This is a genomic window from Cytobacillus depressus (assembly GCF_008923245.1).
Lineage (GTDB): Bacteria > Bacillota > Bacilli > Bacillales > Cytobacillaceae > Cytobacillus > Cytobacillus depressus.
In genome coordinates, this window is record NZ_WBOS01000002.1 from 365,275 (window position 1) to 385,278 (window position 20,004).

Here is a 20,004-nt window from a genome sequence, read left to right on the forward strand (position 1 = left end):
TCGGCTAACATTAGCCATTGCAGATTGGTAATTTCCAGAAAAATCAATAAAGTGAAGATGAGGTGTTTTTGTTGAACCAACGCATCGAGAAAGTGTTAGTAGCAAACAGAGGCGAGATTGCCATTAGAGTATTTAGAGCATGTACTGAATTAAACATTCGTACAGTAGCCATTTATTCAAAAGAGGATTCAGGATCCTTTCACCGTTATAAAGCTGATGAGGCATATTTAGTAGGAGAAGGAAAAAAGCCTATTGATGCCTACTTAGATATCGATGGCATTATTGAAATTGCTAAAAACAGCGATGTAGATGCCATTCATCCCGGATATGGCTTTTTATCAGAGAATATTCACTTTGCTAAACGCTGTGAAGAAGAGGGGATCATCTTTATTGGCCCGAAATCTACTCACTTAGATATGTTTGGGGACAAGGTGAAAGCAAGAACACAGGCACAGCTAGCTGATATTCCTATTATTCCTGGGAGTGATGGGCCTATAAATGGCTTGGAAGAAGTCATTAGCTTTGGTAAAAATTATGGGTTCCCGATTATTATTAAAGCTTCTCTTGGCGGCGGCGGAAGAGGTATGAGGATTGTCAATAGCCTTGACGAAGTTAAAGAATCTTATGAACGGGCAAAATCAGAAGCAAAGGCCGCATTTGGCAATGATGAAGTTTATGTTGAGAAATTCATCGAAAATCCAAAGCATATTGAAGTGCAAATTATTGGTGATAAGCATGGGAATATTGTACATCTTTATGAACGAGATTGCTCCGTCCAACGCCGTCACCAAAAGGTAGTAGAAGTAGCTCCTTGTGTATCTTTATCACCTGCACTCAGAGATGAAATTTGTAATGCGGCCGTAAGACTGATGAAAAAAGTAAATTACATTAATGCGGGAACAGTTGAATTTTTAGTTTCAGGAGAAGAGTTCTACTTTATCGAAGTTAACCCACGAGTGCAAGTAGAGCATACGATCACTGAAATGGTTACAGGAATTGATATTGTCCATACGCAAATTCTTGTAGCAGAAGGGCATACTCTTCATAGTAATACAGTCGGTGTTCCAACCCAAGAGAATATCCATGTGAATGGATATGCCATTCAGTCACGTGTAACAACAGAGGATCCATTAAATAATTTCATGCCTGACACAGGCAAAATTATGGCTTATCGCTCAGGTGGAGGGTTTGGCGTTCGTCTTGATGCTGGAAACGGTTTCCAAGGCGCGGTGATTACACCATACTATGATTCGCTACTCGTAAAATTATCAACACAGGCGATGACATTTGAACAAGCTGCCGCAAAAATGGTTCGGAACCTTCAAGAATTTAGAATTCGCGGCATTAAAACAAATATTCCGTTTTTAGAAAATGTCGTTAAACATGAGAAATTTATTAAAGGAGAATACGATACTTCCTTTATTGATAAAACACCTGAGTTATTTTTATTCGCGAAACGAAAAGACCGTGGAACAAAAATGCTTTCTTACATTGCTAACGTTACAGTCAATGGATTCCCAGGAATTGAAAAAGTAAAGAAGCCTGTTTTTGATGAGCCAAGAATTCCACAATTAAGCAATGATATGCCATACAAAAATGGAACTAAACAAATTTTAGATCAATATGGTGCAGAAGGACTTGTTAAATGGATAAAGGATCAAAAAGAAGTGCTTCTAACTGATACGACATTCCGAGATGCTCACCAATCACTATTAGCTACACGTGTAAGAACAAGTGATATTACGAAAATTGCTGAGCCAACAGCAAAGCTGCTTCCTGGCTTGTTTTCATCAGAAATGTGGGGAGGAGCAACCTTCGATGTTGCCTATCGCTTCCTGAAAGAGGATCCTTGGGAAAGATTGCTTACGCTTAGAGAGAAAATGCCGAATGTTTTATTCCAAATGCTATTAAGGGGTTCCAATGCAGTTGGCTATGCGAACTATCCTGATAATGTTATTCGAGAATTCGTAGAAAAATCTGCACATGCAGGCATTGATGTTTACCGAATTTTTGATAGCCTAAACTGGGTTAAAGGGATGGAAGTGGCCATTGACGCTGTACGCCAAACGGGGAAAATTGCTGAGGCGGCCATTTGTTATACCGGAGATATAATGGATCCAACGAGAACTAAATATAATATTAACTATTATAAAGAATTGGCAAAGGAATTAGAAAATCAAGGTGCACATATTTTAGGACTTAAAGATATGGCAGGATTGTTAAAGCCACAAGCTGCTTATCGCTTAATTTCGGAGCTAAAAGAAACGGTTAATATTCCAATTCACCTTCATACACATGATACGAGCGGAAATGGCATCTTTACGTATGCGAAGGCCATTGAAGCGGGAGTGGATATTGTTGATGTGGCAGTCAGTTCAATGGCGGGGTTAACATCACAGCCAAGCGCTAACTCCCTCTATTATGCATTAGAAGGAACAGATCGCAAACCAAATATCGATATTCAAGCTTTAGAACAGCTATCATATTATTGGGAAGACGTTAGAAAATATTATCATGATTTTGAAAGCGGCATGAATGCTCCTCATTCTGAAATATATCAGCATGAGATGCCTGGCGGACAATATAGCAATCTGCAACAACAAGCTAAAGGTGTCGGGTTAGGTGAGAAATGGGATGAAGTGAAGGAAATGTATTCCCGAGTAAACCAAATGTTTGGTGATATTGTGAAAGTAACCCCATCATCTAAAGTTGTTGGAGATATGGCATTATACATGGTTCAAAATCAATTAACAGAGGAAGATGTCATTGCTAAAGGTATGACTCTTGATTTCCCAGATTCTGTTGTTGAGCTTTTTGAGGGATATTTAGGTCAGCCATATGGAGGCTTCCCAAAAGAGCTGCAAAATGTAATCCTAAAGAATAGAGAGCCAATTACTGTACGCCCAGGAGAACTATTGGAAGATGTTGATTTTGATGCAATGAGTGAAAAGCTATTTAAAGAGCTTGGAAGACAAGTAACTAGCTTTGATAAACTTGCATATGCCCTTTATCCAAAAGTATTTATGGACTATATTAAAACCGTAGAAAGCTTTGGAGATGTGTCAGTTCTTAACACTCCTACCTTCCTGTTTGGAATGCGTCTAGGCGAAGAAATTGAAATTGAAATTGAGACTGGTAAAACATTAATTGTGAAGCTCGTTTCGATTGGCCAGCCGCAAGAAGATGGCAATCGAGTCGTTTATTTTGAGTTAAATGGTCAACCACGTGAAGTCATTATTAAAGATGAAAGTATTAAAGCGACAGTTGTGTCTAAAATAATGGCTGATCCGCATAATGAAAGTCATATCGGTGCTTCTATGCCTGGAACAGTTATCAAGGTTTTAGTTAAAAAGGGAGAAAAGGTAGTGAAAGGTGATCATTTAATGATTACTGAAGCAATGAAAATGGAAACAACAGTCCAAGCTCCTTTTGCCGGTACGATTGAAGACATTTATGTTGCAAATGGCGATGCCATCCAAACTGGTGATTTACTAATTGAAATTACAAAATAATAGACAAGAAAAAAGAGCTGCAGATTCGAACTGCGGCTCTTTTTTTGATTATTGTACGGTTACCGGCGGTGGGGAAGTCAATTGCTTTTCTTCCTTTGATCCCTCTAATGCAAGTGCATTTTTCTTGCTTCTGGAAGATAAAAGTATGAAATAACTTAATACTCCAAATAGGCAAGAAATAAAGAAGGCGTGAGCAAGGGCGATATATAAATTTAATTTTGATATTACAACTAAAGCACCTGCGATTACTTGTAAAGCAACAAGAACAAAAGAAATAATCCATCCCCAGTAAATAACTTTTTGATATTTGTAATGTTTAATAGCAATGAAAGTAATATAAGCAATCCACAAGAAAATAATGCCAGCTGCAGCTCGATGGCCCATTTGCACCCATTCATACATATTCGTTGGCAACGCGAAATTATTGTTAATACAAAGCGGCCAATCCCTGCAAACTAAACTTGCATTGACATGTCTTACTAGTGCACCAGTATAAACAACTAAATAGCTGTAAATTGAAACGCCGATAATATGCTTCTTCATTCTATCATCAAGAACAATTCTTTCAGCTTCAAATTTCTTATCAACTTCAAAAACTAAAAGCGTAAGAAGCAGAACTGTAGCAAAAGAAATTAAAGAAATTCCAAAATGTAAAGCAAGAACAAAGTCAGATTGTCCCCATTTTACTGCAGCCGCACCAATTAAGCCTTGAAGGACAAGAAATAAGAAGGAAGTAAGCGATAAAAACTTAGTTTCTCTTATATGTCCGATAGAACGCCAAGTCCATATCGATAGAATAAGCACCATAATTCCTACTCCACCCGAAACGACCCGATGGGCAAGTTCAATAATTAATTCAGGTGTAATATTTTTTGGCAAAAGCTCACCATGACAAAGTGGCCAAGACCTGCCACATCCCATACCGGAATCTGTTTTTGTGACAAGAGCTCCCCCTAATAAAACAAGCAGCATTCCAATGGTTGTAAAAACGGCAAACCATTTTAATGATCGTTGCAAATTGCGTCACCCTTTTCTTAATAAATCAATGATTGAAATTTTCAGATTAACTATTTAAAATTGATGTGTCTGAAATAGATAAAAATTCCATTTTACAAAAGTAATTCCAATGACTGCCTTCTCGATAGTACCTTATAAAAGCTAGTTTTACAATTATTAATCCAGTATTACGGTCTTATCATTGATAATAATATGTAGTTTTCATGTCTTTCTATTAAAAATGGACAAAACAGTGTAAAAATCCTAATTAAATATTTTGGTTAAATTATAGAAGTCATCCCTTATATTATGGCAGAAAAACAACAATTCTTTAACAAAAATAATACGCCGACACAAATTATTCATATTTTATTCGAAAAAAGTTCACAAAAAAACTAAAAAGTGTGATTTAATAGACAGTGAAGGATGACTTTTCCATGGTAAATGGTTAACAGTATTATTACAATTATAATAGTAGAAAACTATTGAACTTCACGTTTATTTGGAATGCTCTTCGTTTTTTATTGCAAATATAGCATTGTAAGCTAGTATGCTTTATAGTTGTAGTGTCATTGTCGTATTTGTGATAGGGGATAAAGGAGGAAAAAAATATGTCTAACTCAAGGGCTTTCGTTAATGCTGGTTTAAAAAACAGCGAAGGAAGCCTGGAAAAAGAAGTGCCAAGGACTACTGCTTGGAAGGAGTTTTTATCATTAATTAAGATTGGAATTGTTAATTCTAATCTAATTACAACCTTTACCGGTCTATGGCTAGCGCTTCATTTTACAGGAAAAGGCTTTTTGAATCATTTGGATATCATTCTTTATACAATAATTGGTTCTTCCTTAATTATCGCCGGCTCTTGTGCCCTAAATAATTATATTGACCGAGATATTGATCCTTTTATGGAAAGAACGAAGAGCAGGCCGACTGTAACTGGGAGAATTTCACCAGCATTCGTTGCGGCAATAAGCTTTTTATTTATCGGTGTTGGTACAATATTTCTTCTGCTTACGACAGTAACTGCAGCATTAATTGGTGTAGTTGGTGTCTTTAGTTATATTGTTCTCTATACCATTTGGTCAAAACGAAGATATGTATCAAACACGATTATTGGAAGTATTTCCGGTGCAGTCCCTCCCCTTATTGGCTGGGCCGCTGTTGATGCAAATCTTGATGTTATGGCTTGGGCATTATTCTTAATTATGTTTATTTGGCAGCCCCCGCATTTTTACGCACTTGCTATGAGAAGGTGTGAAGAATATCGTGCTGCAAATGTTCCAATGCTACCGGTTGTAAAAGGATTTAAAAGAACAAAACTTTCCATTTATTTATGGGTTGCTGCATTGTTGCCGCTTCCATTTTTACTTCCGGAATTAGGGATGCCATTTATGATTCTTGCAACACTATTAAATATTGGCTGGATTGCTACCGGAATATATGCAAGAAAGTTTAAAGATGATATTAAATGGGCCACATTAATGTTTGTATATTCACTACAATATCTGACTATTATGTTTGTAGCTATGGTTATTATCACATTAATCTAAACTTCTTAGGTTATAAAAGGGAAGGGCAGTGGAAATCCACTATGCCCTAATCCCATAATAATATTTTGGCTGCCTTAATATTGGATGTTTCAATATTAAGGTATAATACATACTTACCTTTGTTAGGAAATTCTTTCTTTTCCTAAATGTTAGAAAGAATTTATTTATAATTTTTTCGATCAAACATTTCAAACAAATCATACGAAAGAGGGGTTTGATTAAGCTATGAAAAGGCTTGCAAAATGGCGTCTTGCTTCGTTATTTGCGATTGTTGCGCTCATTCTTTCTGCATGCGGTAATGCGAATTTATCGGCTTTACAGCCTGCAGGTGAAGTAGCGCAAAAACAATACGATTTAATGGTGCTAAGCACTGCTATCATGGTAGGGGTAATTGCAATAGTAGCAGTGATTTTCGTTATTGTTTTGGTAAAATTCCGTCGGAAGGACGATAAAATACCAAAGCAAGTAGAGGGAAGTCACGCATTAGAAATTATTTGGACAGTAATTCCAATATTATTAGTTTTTGTTCTTGCTATTCCAACTGTTTCATTAACATTTAAATTAGCTGACGTTTCAGCAATGGATAAGAAGAACGAGGATGGAAAAACTGATGCACTTGTTGTTAATGTGCGTGCCAATTTATATTGGTGGGAGTTTGAATATCCGAACGAAGAAATTATTACTAGTCAGGATTTAGTCGTTCCGACAAATGAGAGAGTTTATTTCAATTTAATCGCTTCAGATGTTAAACACTCATTCTGGATTCCTGCTGCAGGTGGTAAGTTAGATACGAACGTAGATAACGTAAATAAATTTTGGCTACAGTTTGATAACGACAAAGCAAATGCAAAGGATGTTAATAACATATTCTACGGTAAATGTGCCGAGCTTTGTGGTCCATCCCATGCCTTAATGGACTTTAAAGTAAAAGCGGTTTCACGTGCCGAGTTTGACCGTTGGGTAAGTGATATGCAAAGTGTGAAAGAGCCAATGAAGCCTGACACTCCATTAGCACAACAAGGTCAAGATATCTTTAATCAAAGCTGCATCGGCTGTCATGCAGTTACACCTGCAAATACGACACCTGAAGCAGCAAGATTAGCACCAAACTTAACGAACTTTGGTGAACGTGAAAAGATTGCTGGTTTTTTAGAACATACAGAACAGGATTTAAAGAATTGGTTATCTGATCCTGAAAAATATAAGCCAGGCAATAAAATGACGAACACTTATGGTGACCTTACACCAGATCAGCTTGATGCCTTAACTGAATATTTAATGGGATTAAAAGTTCAAGGGAAATAGTGTAGTTGCTAAAAGGAGGTAAAATTGTGAGTAGCATTGCTCAAAAACAAGGTTTTGGTGCAGTACTTTGGGATTATCTTACAACAGTAGACCATAAAAAAATTGCACACCTTTATCTTTTTGCTGGCGGATTCTTCTTTCTACTTGGTGGAATTGAGGCTATGGTTATCCGTATTCAGCTAATTAAGCCAAATAATGATTTTGTTAGTGCTGGATTATTTAATGAAATGTTAACGATGCACGGAACAACAATGATATTCCTGGCAGCCATGCCATTGTTATTAGGATTTATGAATGCTGTCATGCCGCTTCAAATTGGGGCTCGTGACGTTGCATTCCCTTTCATTAACTCTTTAGGATTCTGGTTATTTTTCTTTGGCGGAGTTTTCCTTAACCTTTCATGGTTTTTAGGCGGAGCGCCTGATGCTGGATGGACTTCTTATGCATCTCTATCATTACACTCTCAAGGTCATGGAATTGACTTTTACTTATTAGGATTACAGATCTCCGGTTTTGGAACGTTAATGGGGGGAATTAACTTCCTAGTAACGATTATTAACATGCGAGCACCAGGGATGACTTATATGCGTATGCCGATGTTTACATGGACAACGTTTGTTGCTTCATCTCTCATCCTTTTCGCATTCCCACCATTAACTGTGAGTATCTTCCTAATGATGTTTGACCGTATGTTCGGAGCTAACTTCTTTGATGCATCAATGGGTGGAAATACAATTATTTGGGAACACTTTTTCTGGATCTTCGGGCACCCAGAAGTATACATTTTAATTCTACCTGCTTTCGGTATTTTCTCTGAAATTTTCGCAGTGTTTGCACGAAAGCGTCTGTTTGGTTATTCATCGATGGTATTTGCTACCGTATTAATCGGATTTTTAGGATTCATGGTTTGGGCTCACCATATGTTTACAACTGGATTAGGCCCAATTGCTAACGCCATCTTTGCTGTAGCAACAATGGCGATTGCTGTACCGACTGGAATTAAAATTTTCAACTGGTTATTTACACTTTGGGGTGGAAGTATTAAATTTACAACGCCAATGCTTTATGCGATCGCATTTATTCCTTCCTTCTTAATGGGTGGAGTAACTGGGGTTATGCTTGGAGCAGCAGCAGCGGACTATCAATATCATGATACGTATTTCGTTGTTGCACACTTCCACTATGTAATTGTTGGTGGGGTTGTGTTTGCTTTACTAGCGGGCACACATTTCTACTGGCCGAAAATGTTCGGTACAATGTTAAATGAAGTACTTGGAAAAATTACATTCGTGCTATTTTTCATCGGATTCCATTTAACATTCTTTATCCAGCATTTCTTAGGACTATGGGGAATGCCACGACGTATATTCACATTCCTTCCAGGTCAAGGACTGGAAACTGGTAACTTCATAAGTTCTATTGGTGCATTCTTTATGGCTGCAGGAACAATTATTCTATTAGTCAATATTGTTATAACAAGTGTGAAAAACGAAAAAGTCGGGAATGATCCATGGGGAGATGGACGTACACTTGAGTGGGCTATTGCTTCACCGCCTCCATACTATAACTTTAAGCAACTTCCGTTAGTTCGCGGTCTTGATCCTTACTGGATTGAAAAAATGGAAGGGAAAAAGGGTATGGTGCCTGCAGAACCACTTGGTGACATTCATATGCCTAACAATTCCTTTGTTCCATTTGTCATTTCTTTAGGACTGTTCGTTGCTGCATTCGGTGCTATGCATCATGCGGATCAAGGCAATACTTGGGGCATTCCAGTATTAATTCTTGGATTAGTAATTACCTTTGGTTCGATGCTTACTCGTTCTATTAAAGACGATCATGGATATCATATTCATAAAGAAGAGTTAATGGATGATAATGATATTGATAAGGGGGCTAAGGCATAATGCACGCAGAGGAAAAAATGACTTTAGAAAAATGGCCTGCTTCGCCTGAAGTACAAACCCTCGAGGGAAAAAATAAGTTTTTAGGTTTCTGGTTATTCCTAGGTGGAGAGACTGTTCTCTTTGCCTCCCTTTTTGCAACTTATCTAGCTTTAAAGGATTCAGTACCTAGCAGTGATATGAAATTAGCAAAGGATCTATTTGAGATTCCACTTGTTTTTGCAATGACAATGATTCTTTTGACAAGTTCTTTAACAAGTGTTTATGCTATGTACCATATGAAGAACTTTAATTTTAAGAAAATGCAATTATGGCTTGGAATTACAGTCGCGCTTGGCTTGGCGTTCTTAGGATTAGAGATTTACGAGTTTAATCATTATGTCCATGAATTTAATCATACATTTACAAGCAGCGCGTTTGGATCTGCCTTCTACACGTTAGTCGGGTTCCACGGGGCTCACGTTGCTTTCGGTTTAGGCTGGATTATTTCATTAATGATCCGTAATGGCAGACGTGGGTTAAGCTTATACAATGCTCCGAAATTTTATGTTGCAAGTCTTTACTGGCACTTTATTGACGTAGTATGGGTATTTATTTTTACAGTTGTATATTTAATGGGAATGGTGGGATAAACTGATGACAAATGAACAGTTAAACTCAGGTAACCCTCGAGTCGACATTGAATATCGTCGTAGAAAAAATGCTGAAGAAATGAAACACCATATTATTTCTTTTGCATTGATGATTTTCTTAACACTAGTTGCTTTCATTGCAGTTGGATATGAAGGATTTTCCGGATGGTTTATTATTCCGTTCATTTTAATCCTTGCAGGGGTTCAAGTGATTTTTCAGCTATATTATTTCATGCATATGAGTAATGACGGACATGAAGGGCCTAAATTGTTTATGTACACTGGAATGCTCATAGCTTTCGTAACAATTCTGACATATACAACAATTATTTGGTGGTAATAAAAGGAAAATCGGCTATTTGGCCGGTTTTCTTTTTATGTAGACGAAATAGTGGTAATATTGGAATTTCTTTATTGTGGTTGTATCTTTGTGTATAATATGTATTAATCCGCAAGTACGTTTAACTACTAACAGTTATATATATTTTGTCTAATTTGAAGGGGTGGGTATGCAGTGGCGATTCAAATTTTTGGTTTTCAAGCATTATGGAGCCCATACTTTTTTATATTTTTAGCGCTTGTATTGTTTAGTTATTTTTTAATAACTATTAAATATAGAAAAAAGTTCTCAAATAGCGAACCGTTAAAAGTTAGCCAAGCAATCAATTTTTCAATTGCCATTCTCCTGTTATACATTATTAAGGGGTCCCCAATTGATTTGATGGGGCATCTTATGTTCTATGCACATATGATTCAGATGGCATTCCTTTGTTTAGTTATTCCTCAGTTTTTTATTGTTGGAATTCCTCCCTGGATTTGGCGTTCACTCCTTAGTAAATCAATGTTTAAAAAAGCTTTTAATCTAATGACTAATCCAGTCATTGCTTTACTATTATTTAATGGGATGTTATCCATCTATCATATTCCTTTAGTGTTTGATATTGTCAAAACAAGTATTATTCTTCATGCAGCCTTTACGAGCTTATTATTTTTGATGGCTATAATTTTTTGGTGGCCACTAATTAATCAATTAGAAGAATATCAATTATTAAGCGGTCTTAAGAAGGTAGGATATATTTTTGCAGCAAGCGCCTTGCTATTACCTGCTTGTGCATTAATAATTTTTGCAGAGACTCCAATGTATGCTTCGTTTTCTGATCCAAAGGCATGGGCTAAATCATTAGAGCTTTGTGTTCCAGCTTCAACACTTGCTGGATTAACATTAAGCGGTCCAGAAATGTTTAGTTCACTAACCCTTATAAATGATCAGCAGCTTGGTGGAATCATTATGAAAATGATTCAGGAAGTCGTTTATGGGGTGACATTAGCCCAAATTTTCTATCAGTGGTATCGTAAAGAACAACAAGTAACTGAAATTGATGAACATCATACTTTGAATCCTCAGCCGATTGAATAAATTCAAGTATATAAAATTGGATAACTCCCAATGCTCTGGATCAGAGCTTACGGCGTCCATGGCCTTTGAATTTATGATTAGTAAAGCGAGAATAGAGAGGGAATTATTATGAGTTATTCGTTGCCGATTTTACCTACAATTAGCACGACATTTATTGTTTTGAGTGCAATAACTGTAGCAATTGGATGGTCGCAAATACGTCAAAGGAATATTGAAGCACATAAAAAATCGATGATGTTAGCTGCTGTATTTGCGGTAATATTTTTTATTATTTATGCAAGTAGAACAGTGTTTATTGGAAATACTGCCTTTGGCGGGCCAGATTCAATTAAAATTTATTACACCATTTTTCTCATATTTCATATCACATTAGCAACGATTGGTGCGATATTTGGAATTGTGACTTTAATTACTGGATTTAAGAACAATTTATCTAAACATCGCAAGCTTGGTCCAATTACAAGCATCATCTGGTTTTTCACTGCCATTACAGGAGTTGCTGTTTATTTATTACTTTATGTATTTTATCATGGCGGAGAAACGACATCGGTTATTAAAGCGATTTTAGGGCTATAAACGAATGAAAAAGGACGCATATTGACATGCGTCCTTTTCTATTATTATTGTCTAGCGCCAGCGCCTATCCCCTCGAGGTCACAAGCCAATCCCTTCAGAAAGATAAAGAACAACCTTTCCGAGAGGCTCGTCTTGTGCTTGTTGGGGGTGATCAAGGCGCTTCCGCTTTTCTTATTTCACTGCAAATTTTTCAATTTCTGCGTTAATTTCAGTAAGGATTTTTTCACATTGGCTTACTAGTGATTTCGGGAATACTTCATCTTCCCCGTATTCCACACCGTGTGGATAATAGTACTTACCTAGTACTGGTGTCAGTAATTGGATAACAGCTTTTCTAGTATCAACATCACCCTCAACTGAATAACCAAAAACACGTAAGTAATATGTTCCTTCTTTTAAATCAAAACGACGATCATATGTAACCCTTTCATAGTCCCATTGACCTTCACGTACTAATCCTTTCGAAAGCATAACTTCATCTAAGCGTGTAACAGCCGCTTTGTTTTTTTCAATTCCCGTATTTGCAAATTTCATAATTGCCCCTCCTAAAAACGATCTATCGTTAGCTTTATTATGTATTAAGATCAAATCTTACAAATACTATCCATGTCTAATAATAGTTGAAATAGCAAGAAGATGCAATGTATAGATGCAAAGAAAGCTCTTAAAATTCTTGTTTTTCATAATTTGTTAAAATATTCGATACCGCCAATTATTTCTGTTGTATTGGGGAAAATAGTTATGATTGCAAAAGTAGGAGGTTATCGATGAAAAGGCTTTCACTTTATATCGTTTGTGTTTTACTTACTTTTTCTATAACAGGAAGGGCAGCTGCAAAAACGGAATACATTGTTCAAAAAGGGGACACTTTTTGGGAAATAGCTTTAAGCAACAAGGTTGAACTTGACATACTTATTCAAATGAATTCCCAAGTTTCCAATCCGGACATCATTTTTCCAGGCCAAAAAATATTTATTCCGGGTGGGAAAAGGATTGTTAATATTGTTCCATTATCACCTCTAGAAAAAACATTATTTGATTTGACTAACGCAAAAAGAAAGCAAATAGGCTTAAGGCCTCTCTTATTAGATCAAACATTATTATCAGCAGCCAGACAAAAATCACTAGATATGATGAAAAATGAATATGTCTCACATATATCTCCGCGCTATGGAGATTATAAAACTATGTTAAAGGCATTGCAGATACCGTTTGAAAATGTCCGAGAATGCATTGGGGCTGGAACGAATTCAGCTGAGGAGATATTGCAAACATGGCTGAGCTCTTCTGTTAACAAAGCCAATATTTTGGATAAAGAATCTAATCAAATAGGTATTGGTTATGCAAAAGGCGGGCTTCACGGCCATTATTGGACAGTCTATATTAATCAAAAAGCAAAAGGAGGAAATTAAATGGATAAAGTTCGCGATATTATGACTGACAGTGTAGATAGCTGTTCGTTGTTAGACAATGTATTTGAGGTTGCCGTCAAGATGAAGGATTTAAATGTAGGAGCAATCCCAATCGTTGATAATGAAAAGCTCGTTGGGATGATTACAGACAGAGACATTGTGCTGCGCTGTGTAGCAGAGAAAAATCCGCCTTCTTCAAAAGTTGAAAAGATTATGAGCAAGGATATAGTGACAATAACGAAAGATATGGATGCCCATGAAGCAGCAACCCTTATGGCTAATCACCAAGTTAGACGCCTGCCTGTTGTGGATGGAGATAAATTAATTGGCATTGTTTCATTAGGAGATTTTGCAGTTCATCACTTAACAGATCAAAAAGCCGGTGAAGCTCTTTCTGAAATATCCGAAACAAATAGCCATGTACAACATTAATTGCAGAACACCTATTGAGGTGTTCTTTTTCCTTTTCAATTAAAGAAATGAACTCCATCCTCGGAAAGACCTAGTTAAAATTAATTAGAATCTTCTGCCCCTTCTATTAAAAAGAATGTATTTGGTGATATACTATTTGTAGAAGTTATCATATATATTTAATAATATAATAGAAAGGAGGCAACCCTCTGCGTACCCTTATTCGAATTTTAATTATTATTTCAATAATACTTGTAATAGGACTTTATTTTAATTTTGGCACAGATGATACAGAAGAGCATTTATTACAGGAAGTAAGTACGAAGCCAAAGGTAGATCAGGATTTAGAGGGCAACCCTGAAAGTGCCTCACATCTAAATATGCCAGAGGATGGCATCGTTAGTTTAATGGGCAAAACGTCTGCCGATTTAGTGAACCAATTTGGAAAGCCTGTACGAATTGATCCCTCATTATACGGCTATGAGTGGTGGATTTACGCAATTAATTACGATCAATATTTTCAAGCCGGAATAAAAGATAATAAAGTTGTTACACTCTACGCAGCAGGATCGGAAGTGCATATTCCACCATTAAAAATAGGACAATCGGCGTCAGAAATATATTCTAAGATGGTTTTTGAAACAAATATTAGTTTAGATCTCAATGATAGTTCATATAAATTTGAGCTTTCAGAAGATGATTTAAACACTCGTCCGCTTATGATGATCGGTAATGTTTTTGCGCAACTCTACATAGATAAATTTTCTGGCACTCTTTCTAGTATTAGGCTAATTGACGCAGAGACTTTAATAAAGCAGCATCCTTATGAAATGGTTTATAAGGGTACGCTTCTTGAAGTTGTTGATGAAGCCTTAATAAATGAAGAGGAAGTGGAGAGAGGAAAGGAAAGGCAGATTTTCGATATTACAAATGTATTTCGAGTGCGCAGCCATTTAGAGCCGCTGGAGTGGGATGAACAAACGGCCCAAGTTGCTTGGGCACATAGTAAGGACATGTTTGAAAGTGAACAGTTTTCTCATGTTTCAAATGAATTTGGGGATCTAGCGGATCGGCTAGAAACAGGAAATGTATTTTATCAGATTGCTGGCGAGAATATTGCAGCTAATTATATGGATGCTCCAGCAGTCATGGAAGGTTGGCTCAATAGTAAGGGTCACCGGGAAAGCTTATTGAATGAACAGTTTACTCACCTTGGTGTCGGAGTATATAAAAAACATTACACACAAAATTTTATTGAAAAATGGCAAGAATAAAGCAATCATAAAGTGAAACTTCAATGTGGGGGGGTCCACTGAATGTTAGTTGAACTTATCACACTCAGAAAGCCACGTCCTCCCAAAAGCTCTGCTTTTGGTCGTGCGATGTAGAGCTCTACCTCAGTATTCCTTGTCCTGTAGCTTTCGCCTGACTAGGACATCCTGTCCGTTGTCGGGCCTTTACGGGCTGTTGGATCTCCCACTTAAAAATTTTTGTTTTCTCGTCTTCTTGATGTGGTAGTCTTACAGCCCGTTAATCTGCGATAAAAATTATTTCAAGGAGAGCATGTGAAAGTTACAAGCTCAAAATTTTTTTTCGATACGATTGACAAGAAAATAATCTTGTTTCCAGTTACCAAAGGCGCGTATCGTTTCCCCTGTTTTTATTTGCGGAATTTCAACTTCATGTTCTATAGGAATTACTTTTTTTATATTTACAAATGAATAATCACTTTGAACTTTCATTTCTAGCACATATACGAACCGATTGTATGAAAACCTCTGTTTATTCCCGCTTAATTGCATGATTGTTCCTGATATTATAGCTTCTTCAGGGACATTTTTTAACTGCAGCCATTTTTCATGGCTTTCCCGCAATTCCTTTTTTGTTACCCAGAAAAAATAAATGCAAATGATTGGAATCACAATGGCCGTCACCAAATTAAGCACCACCTGACTATTTTTTCCGTATAATAAAAAAGCTGCCTGAAGCTTTAGCTATTTTCTTCCCATCTGATCGATGTACATCTGCGGAAATAACCATTGTTTTTGTTCCTTTATGATCAATATGTGCTTTGCATTGTAGGTAGTCACCTTTTCCTACTGATAAATAATGAATGTTAAGTTGAGATGTAACAGCGCCGAAGCCATCAGGCAAAATAGAATTAGCTAATGTGCCCATAGCAGAATCGATGATCGTCGCAGTAATGCCTCCATGAACAATCCCTAAGGAATTATGCAGCAGAGGGCTAATAGGCACCGTTAATTCACAATATTCTTCTTTGATCTTTCTTTCCATATGGAGTAAACCGCCAATATATGAACTGTTTATATTTTTTTGTTTCTTTTGAAACCCGCGTAAAACGGTTTCGAGTATGGCTAATTCTTCTGGGGAGGATGAAGCTAAGCATTCTTCGAAAAGCTCTTTCACTTGATTGTTCATTCTAAGTCACCTTTCAAACTTTAATTCTACTTTCATTTTATCATTTTTCGGATAACAATAATATTTTGATTTATTTCAAATGTGGTTATTATTCACCTTTTTATAAAATGATCATAAAATATTCTAGGCATTTGTAACAAACCGAGGTGAATGAGGCAAATGACTAAAAAAAAGCTCCACCCGAGCGTTGAACAGTTTAAGGGGTTTGTGAAAAAAAACCCAAAAATTATTCAAGAGGTTCGGGCAGAAAAAACAACATGGCAGGCATTGTATGAGGAATGGTATTTATTCGGTGAAGATGATTCCAGGTGGGATTCATTTCGAGCGGAAGGGCAAACGCCAGTGAAAGAAAAAAGCGTTTCAGAGGATACGAAATCCGATTGGATGACAAACGTCATGAATTCTTTAAAAAAGATGGATACAAATCAAGTGCAAGGGTATATTAATAATCTTAATCAGGCGTTGACTGCTGTTCAAGGAGTAATAGCGCAATTCCAAGGTGGCAATCAAGTCAGTCAGACGAAAAGTATAAATAATCCGCCTTCAAATCCTTTTATGTTTAAAAAAGATTAGCAAAAAGGAGAAAAAAATGAGAAAAGAAATCATTGATTATGTAGGTCAAAATAAAGAGTTGCAAAGATTTATTAGAGAGCAGCCAGTTTGGTATAGGCGTTTATCACGTAACCCTCAAGATCTTCAGGCATTAGAAATTGCTTCATTGCATCATTATCGCAAAACGATCCCACATCAAGTTGAAAAGTTTACTAATAGCGTCCAAATGGCCTCTATGATGATGAGTATGTTTCAAGCGATGAAATCGCAAACATGATAAGGCTTTCTCCTAAACAGAGAGAGCTTTTTATATTTTACACTTAAATAAAAGCTTCATTCGAATGAGAGTAAAAAAGATTAGGACAGCAAACAATAATTACATGATTGCAGTTTCTCTCAAGGAGTGAAAGCTAATGAAACGAATTGTTTATTTATATATTGTCTTTTTATTATTTGCTGCAGGCTGCCAAACGAATAAGCCAAAGCCGGAAACGAAAATGCTTATAAAGCCAGTAAATATTTCTCAAGAGGAAAATGCAGTTCCTGTTACAACTAAAATGGATAATAAAGATTTATTTTATGTCAACCATCAAGTACAAGGGAAAAATGTACTTATTGAATGTATGGTCCATGGTGTAACTTTCAGAGACACGAATTCCTCCAATAAAGGCAAAATTATTTTATATGTCGATGGAAAAAAGAAAGAGGAAATTTCATCAGCAGCCTTTATTGTTAAAGGCTTATCTGCTGGGACACATCGAATCAAATTAGAAGTAATGAAAAAAAATAATCGAGCTCCCATTATGCAAAAGGAATTTTACGTGAGCATTCCATAACTTTTGATTTCCACTGTTTCATGGTAAAATATGAAACGGAGGTGAGCTTATTTTGCTTGCTACAATAGAAGGTGTAGAGATTCTAGAGCTAGCTGACACACTTGCATTAATGATTATCAATTCAGTTGAGGCAGATAATTATCGTCAATGTTTATATAGATTAAGAAATAACAAAGAAACTCAGAGGAAAATCAGTCAATTTGTCAAAATGAAGGAGTTATATGAAGAAGTCCAGCGTTTTGGGAAATATCATCCTGATTATAAAACAGTTATGATGTCGATCCGAGAATTAAAAAGAGAGATGGATATGGATGTTTATGTTGCTGAGTTTAGAAAAGCAGAAAATGATCTGCAATCTATATTAGATGAAGTTAGTGTAATAATTGGACGCACAGTATCTGAACATATAAAAGTTCCAACTGGAAATCCGTTTTTTGACAGTTTGTCAAGCTGCGGCAGTGGCTGTGGAACTGGAGGAAGCTGTGGCTGTTCCTAATGGTAAACGGCATTGGATGATGTAATCCATGCCGTTATCTTTTTGCAAATGATGGGCAAAACTTCGTATATGCCCATTGAAAGACATTGTTTTTTTATGCTAGACTAGGAAAAATAGTTGTTTTTAAAGGGGATATTATATGCTTGGGCAAAGGCAAGGGATTATTGTCTGGCTTTATTCATTAAAGCAAGTAAAAATGTTAAGAAAATTCGGAAATGTGCATTATATTTCTAAAAAACTAAAGTATGTCGTCATTTATTGTGATCTCGTAGATACAGAAGAAATCATGGCCAAAATAAGTGCTTTTTCTTTTGTTAAACAAGTGGAGCCATCTTACAAACCATTTTTAAAAATGGAGTTCGAAAATTCAAAGCCAGACAAAGCAAAGGAATACGATTATAAAATGGGTATTTAAAGGGAGAGGGCATAGCTCTCTCTTTTTTCGTCATTTTTCATCGAAATTCATGTACGGAAGCTCCATGATTTGCTATGGTTATAATAGGAAAGAAAGTAAAGGGGATTTGTATGTGGAAAACGTTTGTTCTTATGACAATCGTATTTACAACGGTTATTAGCGGTATGTTGTTTTGGCAATGGAAGGCATATTCAAAGCAAAACGATCCTATCAATGAAGTTTTCGAAAAAGCTGTTCAAGAAATTACTGTTAAATCAAAAGAAAATAAACTGCATGTTACACAGAGGATACATGGATTAACGAAGGATATGGAATACACGGTGATAAAACCTGACAGTCTTTATGGCTGGTCATGTAAAAATATACATAATGAGCCTTGTGATTCAAAGGATGAAAATCCGGAAACTTTTTTGCCAATTGAAAACGAATTAATTTTTGAATATATCATTCCTATTGAAGCGAAAGAACAAGCCTTTTTATTAAATGAATGGACGACAGTCATACCAAATGTGAAAATTTCGAGCACCTCCATAATCATTGTTGATTCCTATCGTAGAGGTGGCACATGGGTAGCTGGGACTAAAATTAAAGGCTTTAAAGAAATGGATATTATTGACTATTATTATTTTGAAGGCGTTGGAGCGGCTCCTTCATTGTATTGGCAACTTGAACCTCTTCTAGTAGGAGATGAGCTCAGCAAGATTCATTTATACAACAGCTTAAAAAAACCCGAAATAAACATAAATAAAATACCAGATCTAACAGAATTTCCATATGTTTCGATTGTTTTTACCGATCTGATTGCCGAACAAAGCGGGAATGGGATTATAATTTCTAATCCGAATATAGCTGGGGATGCTTTTATCCGTAAATTACTTACTTATTATTATGAACAGAAACTAAATCCTTCAAATAAACAGAAATGGATTACCGATGTGTTGACTTCGATTTCGGCTCAATTACAAGCCGAGACAGACAAAGGAAAAGAAGTCTTGGAGGAAATGAAAAAGAAGCTAACAGAAGAGGAATTATTAAGCTTTATTAAGTTAGTAAGTGGCAGCTCTGAAGAAATTACCTTTCAACGATTAGATCAATTCGTTACAAAAGTAAAAGGATTAAACACCCGTTTTTTTACAATAAATGCTAAGAATACCCAAATATCTGTTCCACTTATGTTTTATGATACTAGAAAAGTCATTGTAAATGGGATTCATCATAAAGAATTAGAAATTCTCTATGATGAAGGAAAGAGTTTATTTCCTTTTATCGAAACAATGAAAGCGCTTGGCTATGAAGCTAGCAAGCTTGAAGATGGGGAAAAGATTTTAGTTACAAAAGGAAAAAACACATACCGTTTTTTCCTTAACCGTAATATTTTTATTTATAATGAGGATGATTATGGATTATTTGAAAAACCGTTAACAAACATAAACGGACAAGTTTATATGAACAAGCAATGGCTTGAAAAGCTTTTTAACATCACAATCGATAATGATCATAAAATTTCCATTTCAGGATAATTAAAGGGCTTTTGGCTAAAATAAAAAACCC

21 protein-coding genes are annotated in these 20,004 nt (G+C 36.1%); 17 read left to right on the plus strand and 4 right to left on the minus strand.

Features of this window, described 5'->3' with window-relative positions; all coding sequences use genetic code 11:
* Nucleotides 1–71: 71 nt before the first annotated feature.
* A complete protein-coding gene (gene pyc, locus F7731_RS07105) occupies nt 72–3,512 on the plus strand; it encodes a pyruvate carboxylase (RefSeq protein WP_151534066.1) in 3,441 nt (1,146 codons plus the stop codon).
* Nucleotides 3,513–3,560: 48 nt separating this feature from the next.
* On the opposite strand, the gene F7731_RS07110 is transcribed toward pyc, so the two are convergent.
* Nucleotides 3,561–4,529, minus strand: a complete 969-nt coding sequence (locus F7731_RS07110; RefSeq protein WP_151534067.1) for a COX15/CtaA family protein — start codon at nt 4,527–4,529, stop codon at nt 3,561–3,563.
* Nucleotides 4,530–5,119: 590 nt separating this feature from the next.
* Here F7731_RS07110 and cyoE point away from each other — a divergent pair.
* From cyoE to F7731_RS07145, 7 genes are all read left to right on the plus strand, one after another.
* Nucleotides 5,120–6,058 (plus strand): heme o synthase, encoded by a 939-nt coding sequence (gene cyoE, locus F7731_RS07115; RefSeq protein ID WP_151534068.1) that lies wholly within the window; start codon nt 5,120–5,122, stop codon nt 6,056–6,058.
* A gap of 225 nt (nt 6,059–6,283) precedes the next feature.
* A complete protein-coding gene (gene coxB, locus F7731_RS07120; RefSeq protein ID WP_151534069.1) occupies nt 6,284–7,363 on the plus strand; it encodes a cytochrome c oxidase subunit II in 1,080 nt (359 codons plus the stop codon).
* Nucleotides 7,364–7,389: 26 nt separating this feature from the next.
* The gene (gene ctaD, locus F7731_RS07125; RefSeq protein ID WP_151534070.1) at nt 7,390–9,270 is read left to right on the plus strand and encodes a cytochrome c oxidase subunit I; all 1,881 of its coding nucleotides are present in this window, start codon (nt 7,390–7,392) and stop codon (nt 9,268–9,270) included.
* A complete protein-coding gene (locus F7731_RS07130; protein ID WP_151534071.1) occupies nt 9,270–9,899 on the plus strand; it encodes a cytochrome (ubi)quinol oxidase subunit III in 630 nt (209 codons plus the stop codon). Before ctaD ends, F7731_RS07130 begins: the two co-directional genes overlap by 1 nt.
* Before the next feature lie 4 nt (nt 9,900–9,903).
* Nucleotides 9,904–10,239, plus strand: a complete 336-nt coding sequence (gene ctaF, locus F7731_RS07135; protein ID WP_151534072.1) for a cytochrome c oxidase subunit IVB — start codon at nt 9,904–9,906, stop codon at nt 10,237–10,239.
* Nucleotides 10,240–10,413: 174 nt separating this feature from the next.
* Entirely contained in the window at nt 10,414–11,316 is a 903-nt protein-coding gene (ctaG, locus tag F7731_RS07140) for a cytochrome c oxidase assembly factor CtaG (RefSeq protein WP_151534073.1), read from the plus strand.
* A 108-nt stretch (nt 11,317–11,424) separates the two neighbouring features.
* Nucleotides 11,425–11,892: a DUF420 domain-containing protein gene (locus tag F7731_RS07145; RefSeq protein ID WP_151534074.1), complete on the plus strand. Its 468-nt coding sequence runs from the start codon at nt 11,425–11,427 to the stop codon at nt 11,890–11,892.
* Between the two features lie 171 nt (nt 11,893–12,063).
* Here the strand turns inward: F7731_RS07145 and F7731_RS07150 are convergent, their stop codons facing one another.
* Nucleotides 12,064–12,426, minus strand: coding sequence for a YugN family protein (locus F7731_RS07150; protein WP_151534075.1), 363 nt, complete (start codon nt 12,424–12,426; stop codon nt 12,064–12,066).
* A gap of 233 nt (nt 12,427–12,659) precedes the next feature.
* On the opposite strand from F7731_RS07150, the gene F7731_RS07155 reads away from it, so the two are divergent.
* From F7731_RS07155 to F7731_RS07165, 3 genes are all read left to right on the plus strand, one after another.
* On the plus strand, nt 12,660–13,304 hold the full coding sequence (locus F7731_RS07155; RefSeq protein WP_151534076.1) for a CAP domain-containing protein: 645 nt from the start codon (nt 12,660–12,662) through the stop codon (nt 13,302–13,304).
* Entirely contained in the window at nt 13,305–13,736 is a 432-nt protein-coding gene (locus tag F7731_RS07160; protein WP_151534077.1) for a CBS domain-containing protein, read from the plus strand.
* Nucleotides 13,737–14,122: 386 nt separating this feature from the next.
* Nucleotides 14,123–14,989, plus strand: a complete 867-nt coding sequence (locus tag F7731_RS07165; protein WP_246197152.1) for a CAP domain-containing protein — start codon at nt 14,123–14,125, stop codon at nt 14,987–14,989.
* Between the two features lie 306 nt (nt 14,990–15,295).
* On the opposite strand, the gene F7731_RS07170 is transcribed toward F7731_RS07165, so the two are convergent.
* Nucleotides 15,296–15,649: a hypothetical protein gene (locus tag F7731_RS07170; protein WP_246197163.1), complete on the minus strand. Its 354-nt coding sequence runs from the start codon at nt 15,647–15,649 to the stop codon at nt 15,296–15,298.
* A gap of 19 nt (nt 15,650–15,668) precedes the next feature.
* Nucleotides 15,669–16,154: a PaaI family thioesterase gene (locus F7731_RS07175; protein ID WP_151534080.1), complete on the minus strand. Its 486-nt coding sequence runs from the start codon at nt 16,152–16,154 to the stop codon at nt 15,669–15,671.
* A gap of 159 nt (nt 16,155–16,313) precedes the next feature.
* Here F7731_RS07175 and F7731_RS07180 point away from each other — a divergent pair, with 159 nt between their 5' ends.
* The 6 genes from F7731_RS07180 to F7731_RS07205 all read left to right on the plus strand — a co-directional run bounded on the left by F7731_RS07180 (nt 16,314) and on the right by F7731_RS07205 (nt 19,973).
* Nucleotides 16,314–16,727, plus strand: a complete 414-nt coding sequence (locus F7731_RS07180) for a YlbD family protein (protein WP_151534081.1) — start codon at nt 16,314–16,316, stop codon at nt 16,725–16,727.
* A 16-nt stretch (nt 16,728–16,743) separates the two neighbouring features.
* Nucleotides 16,744–16,983, plus strand: a complete 240-nt coding sequence (locus F7731_RS07185) for a YlbE-like family protein (protein WP_151534082.1) — start codon at nt 16,744–16,746, stop codon at nt 16,981–16,983.
* A 136-nt stretch (nt 16,984–17,119) separates the two neighbouring features.
* Nucleotides 17,120–17,542 (plus strand): hypothetical protein, encoded by a 423-nt coding sequence (locus F7731_RS07190; protein ID WP_151534083.1) that lies wholly within the window; start codon nt 17,120–17,122, stop codon nt 17,540–17,542.
* 52 nt (nt 17,543–17,594) lie between these two features.
* Nucleotides 17,595–18,038: a YlbF/YmcA family competence regulator gene (locus F7731_RS07195; protein WP_151534084.1), complete on the plus strand. Its 444-nt coding sequence runs from the start codon at nt 17,595–17,597 to the stop codon at nt 18,036–18,038.
* Between the two features lie 139 nt (nt 18,039–18,177).
* On the plus strand, nt 18,178–18,453 hold the full coding sequence (locus F7731_RS07200) for a YlbG family protein (RefSeq protein WP_151534085.1): 276 nt from the start codon (nt 18,178–18,180) through the stop codon (nt 18,451–18,453).
* Nucleotides 18,454–18,563: 110 nt separating this feature from the next.
* On the plus strand, nt 18,564–19,973 hold the full coding sequence (locus F7731_RS07205) for a stalk domain-containing protein (RefSeq protein WP_170289651.1): 1,410 nt from the start codon (nt 18,564–18,566) through the stop codon (nt 19,971–19,973).
* The last annotated feature ends 31 nt before the right edge of the window (nt 19,974–20,004 follow it).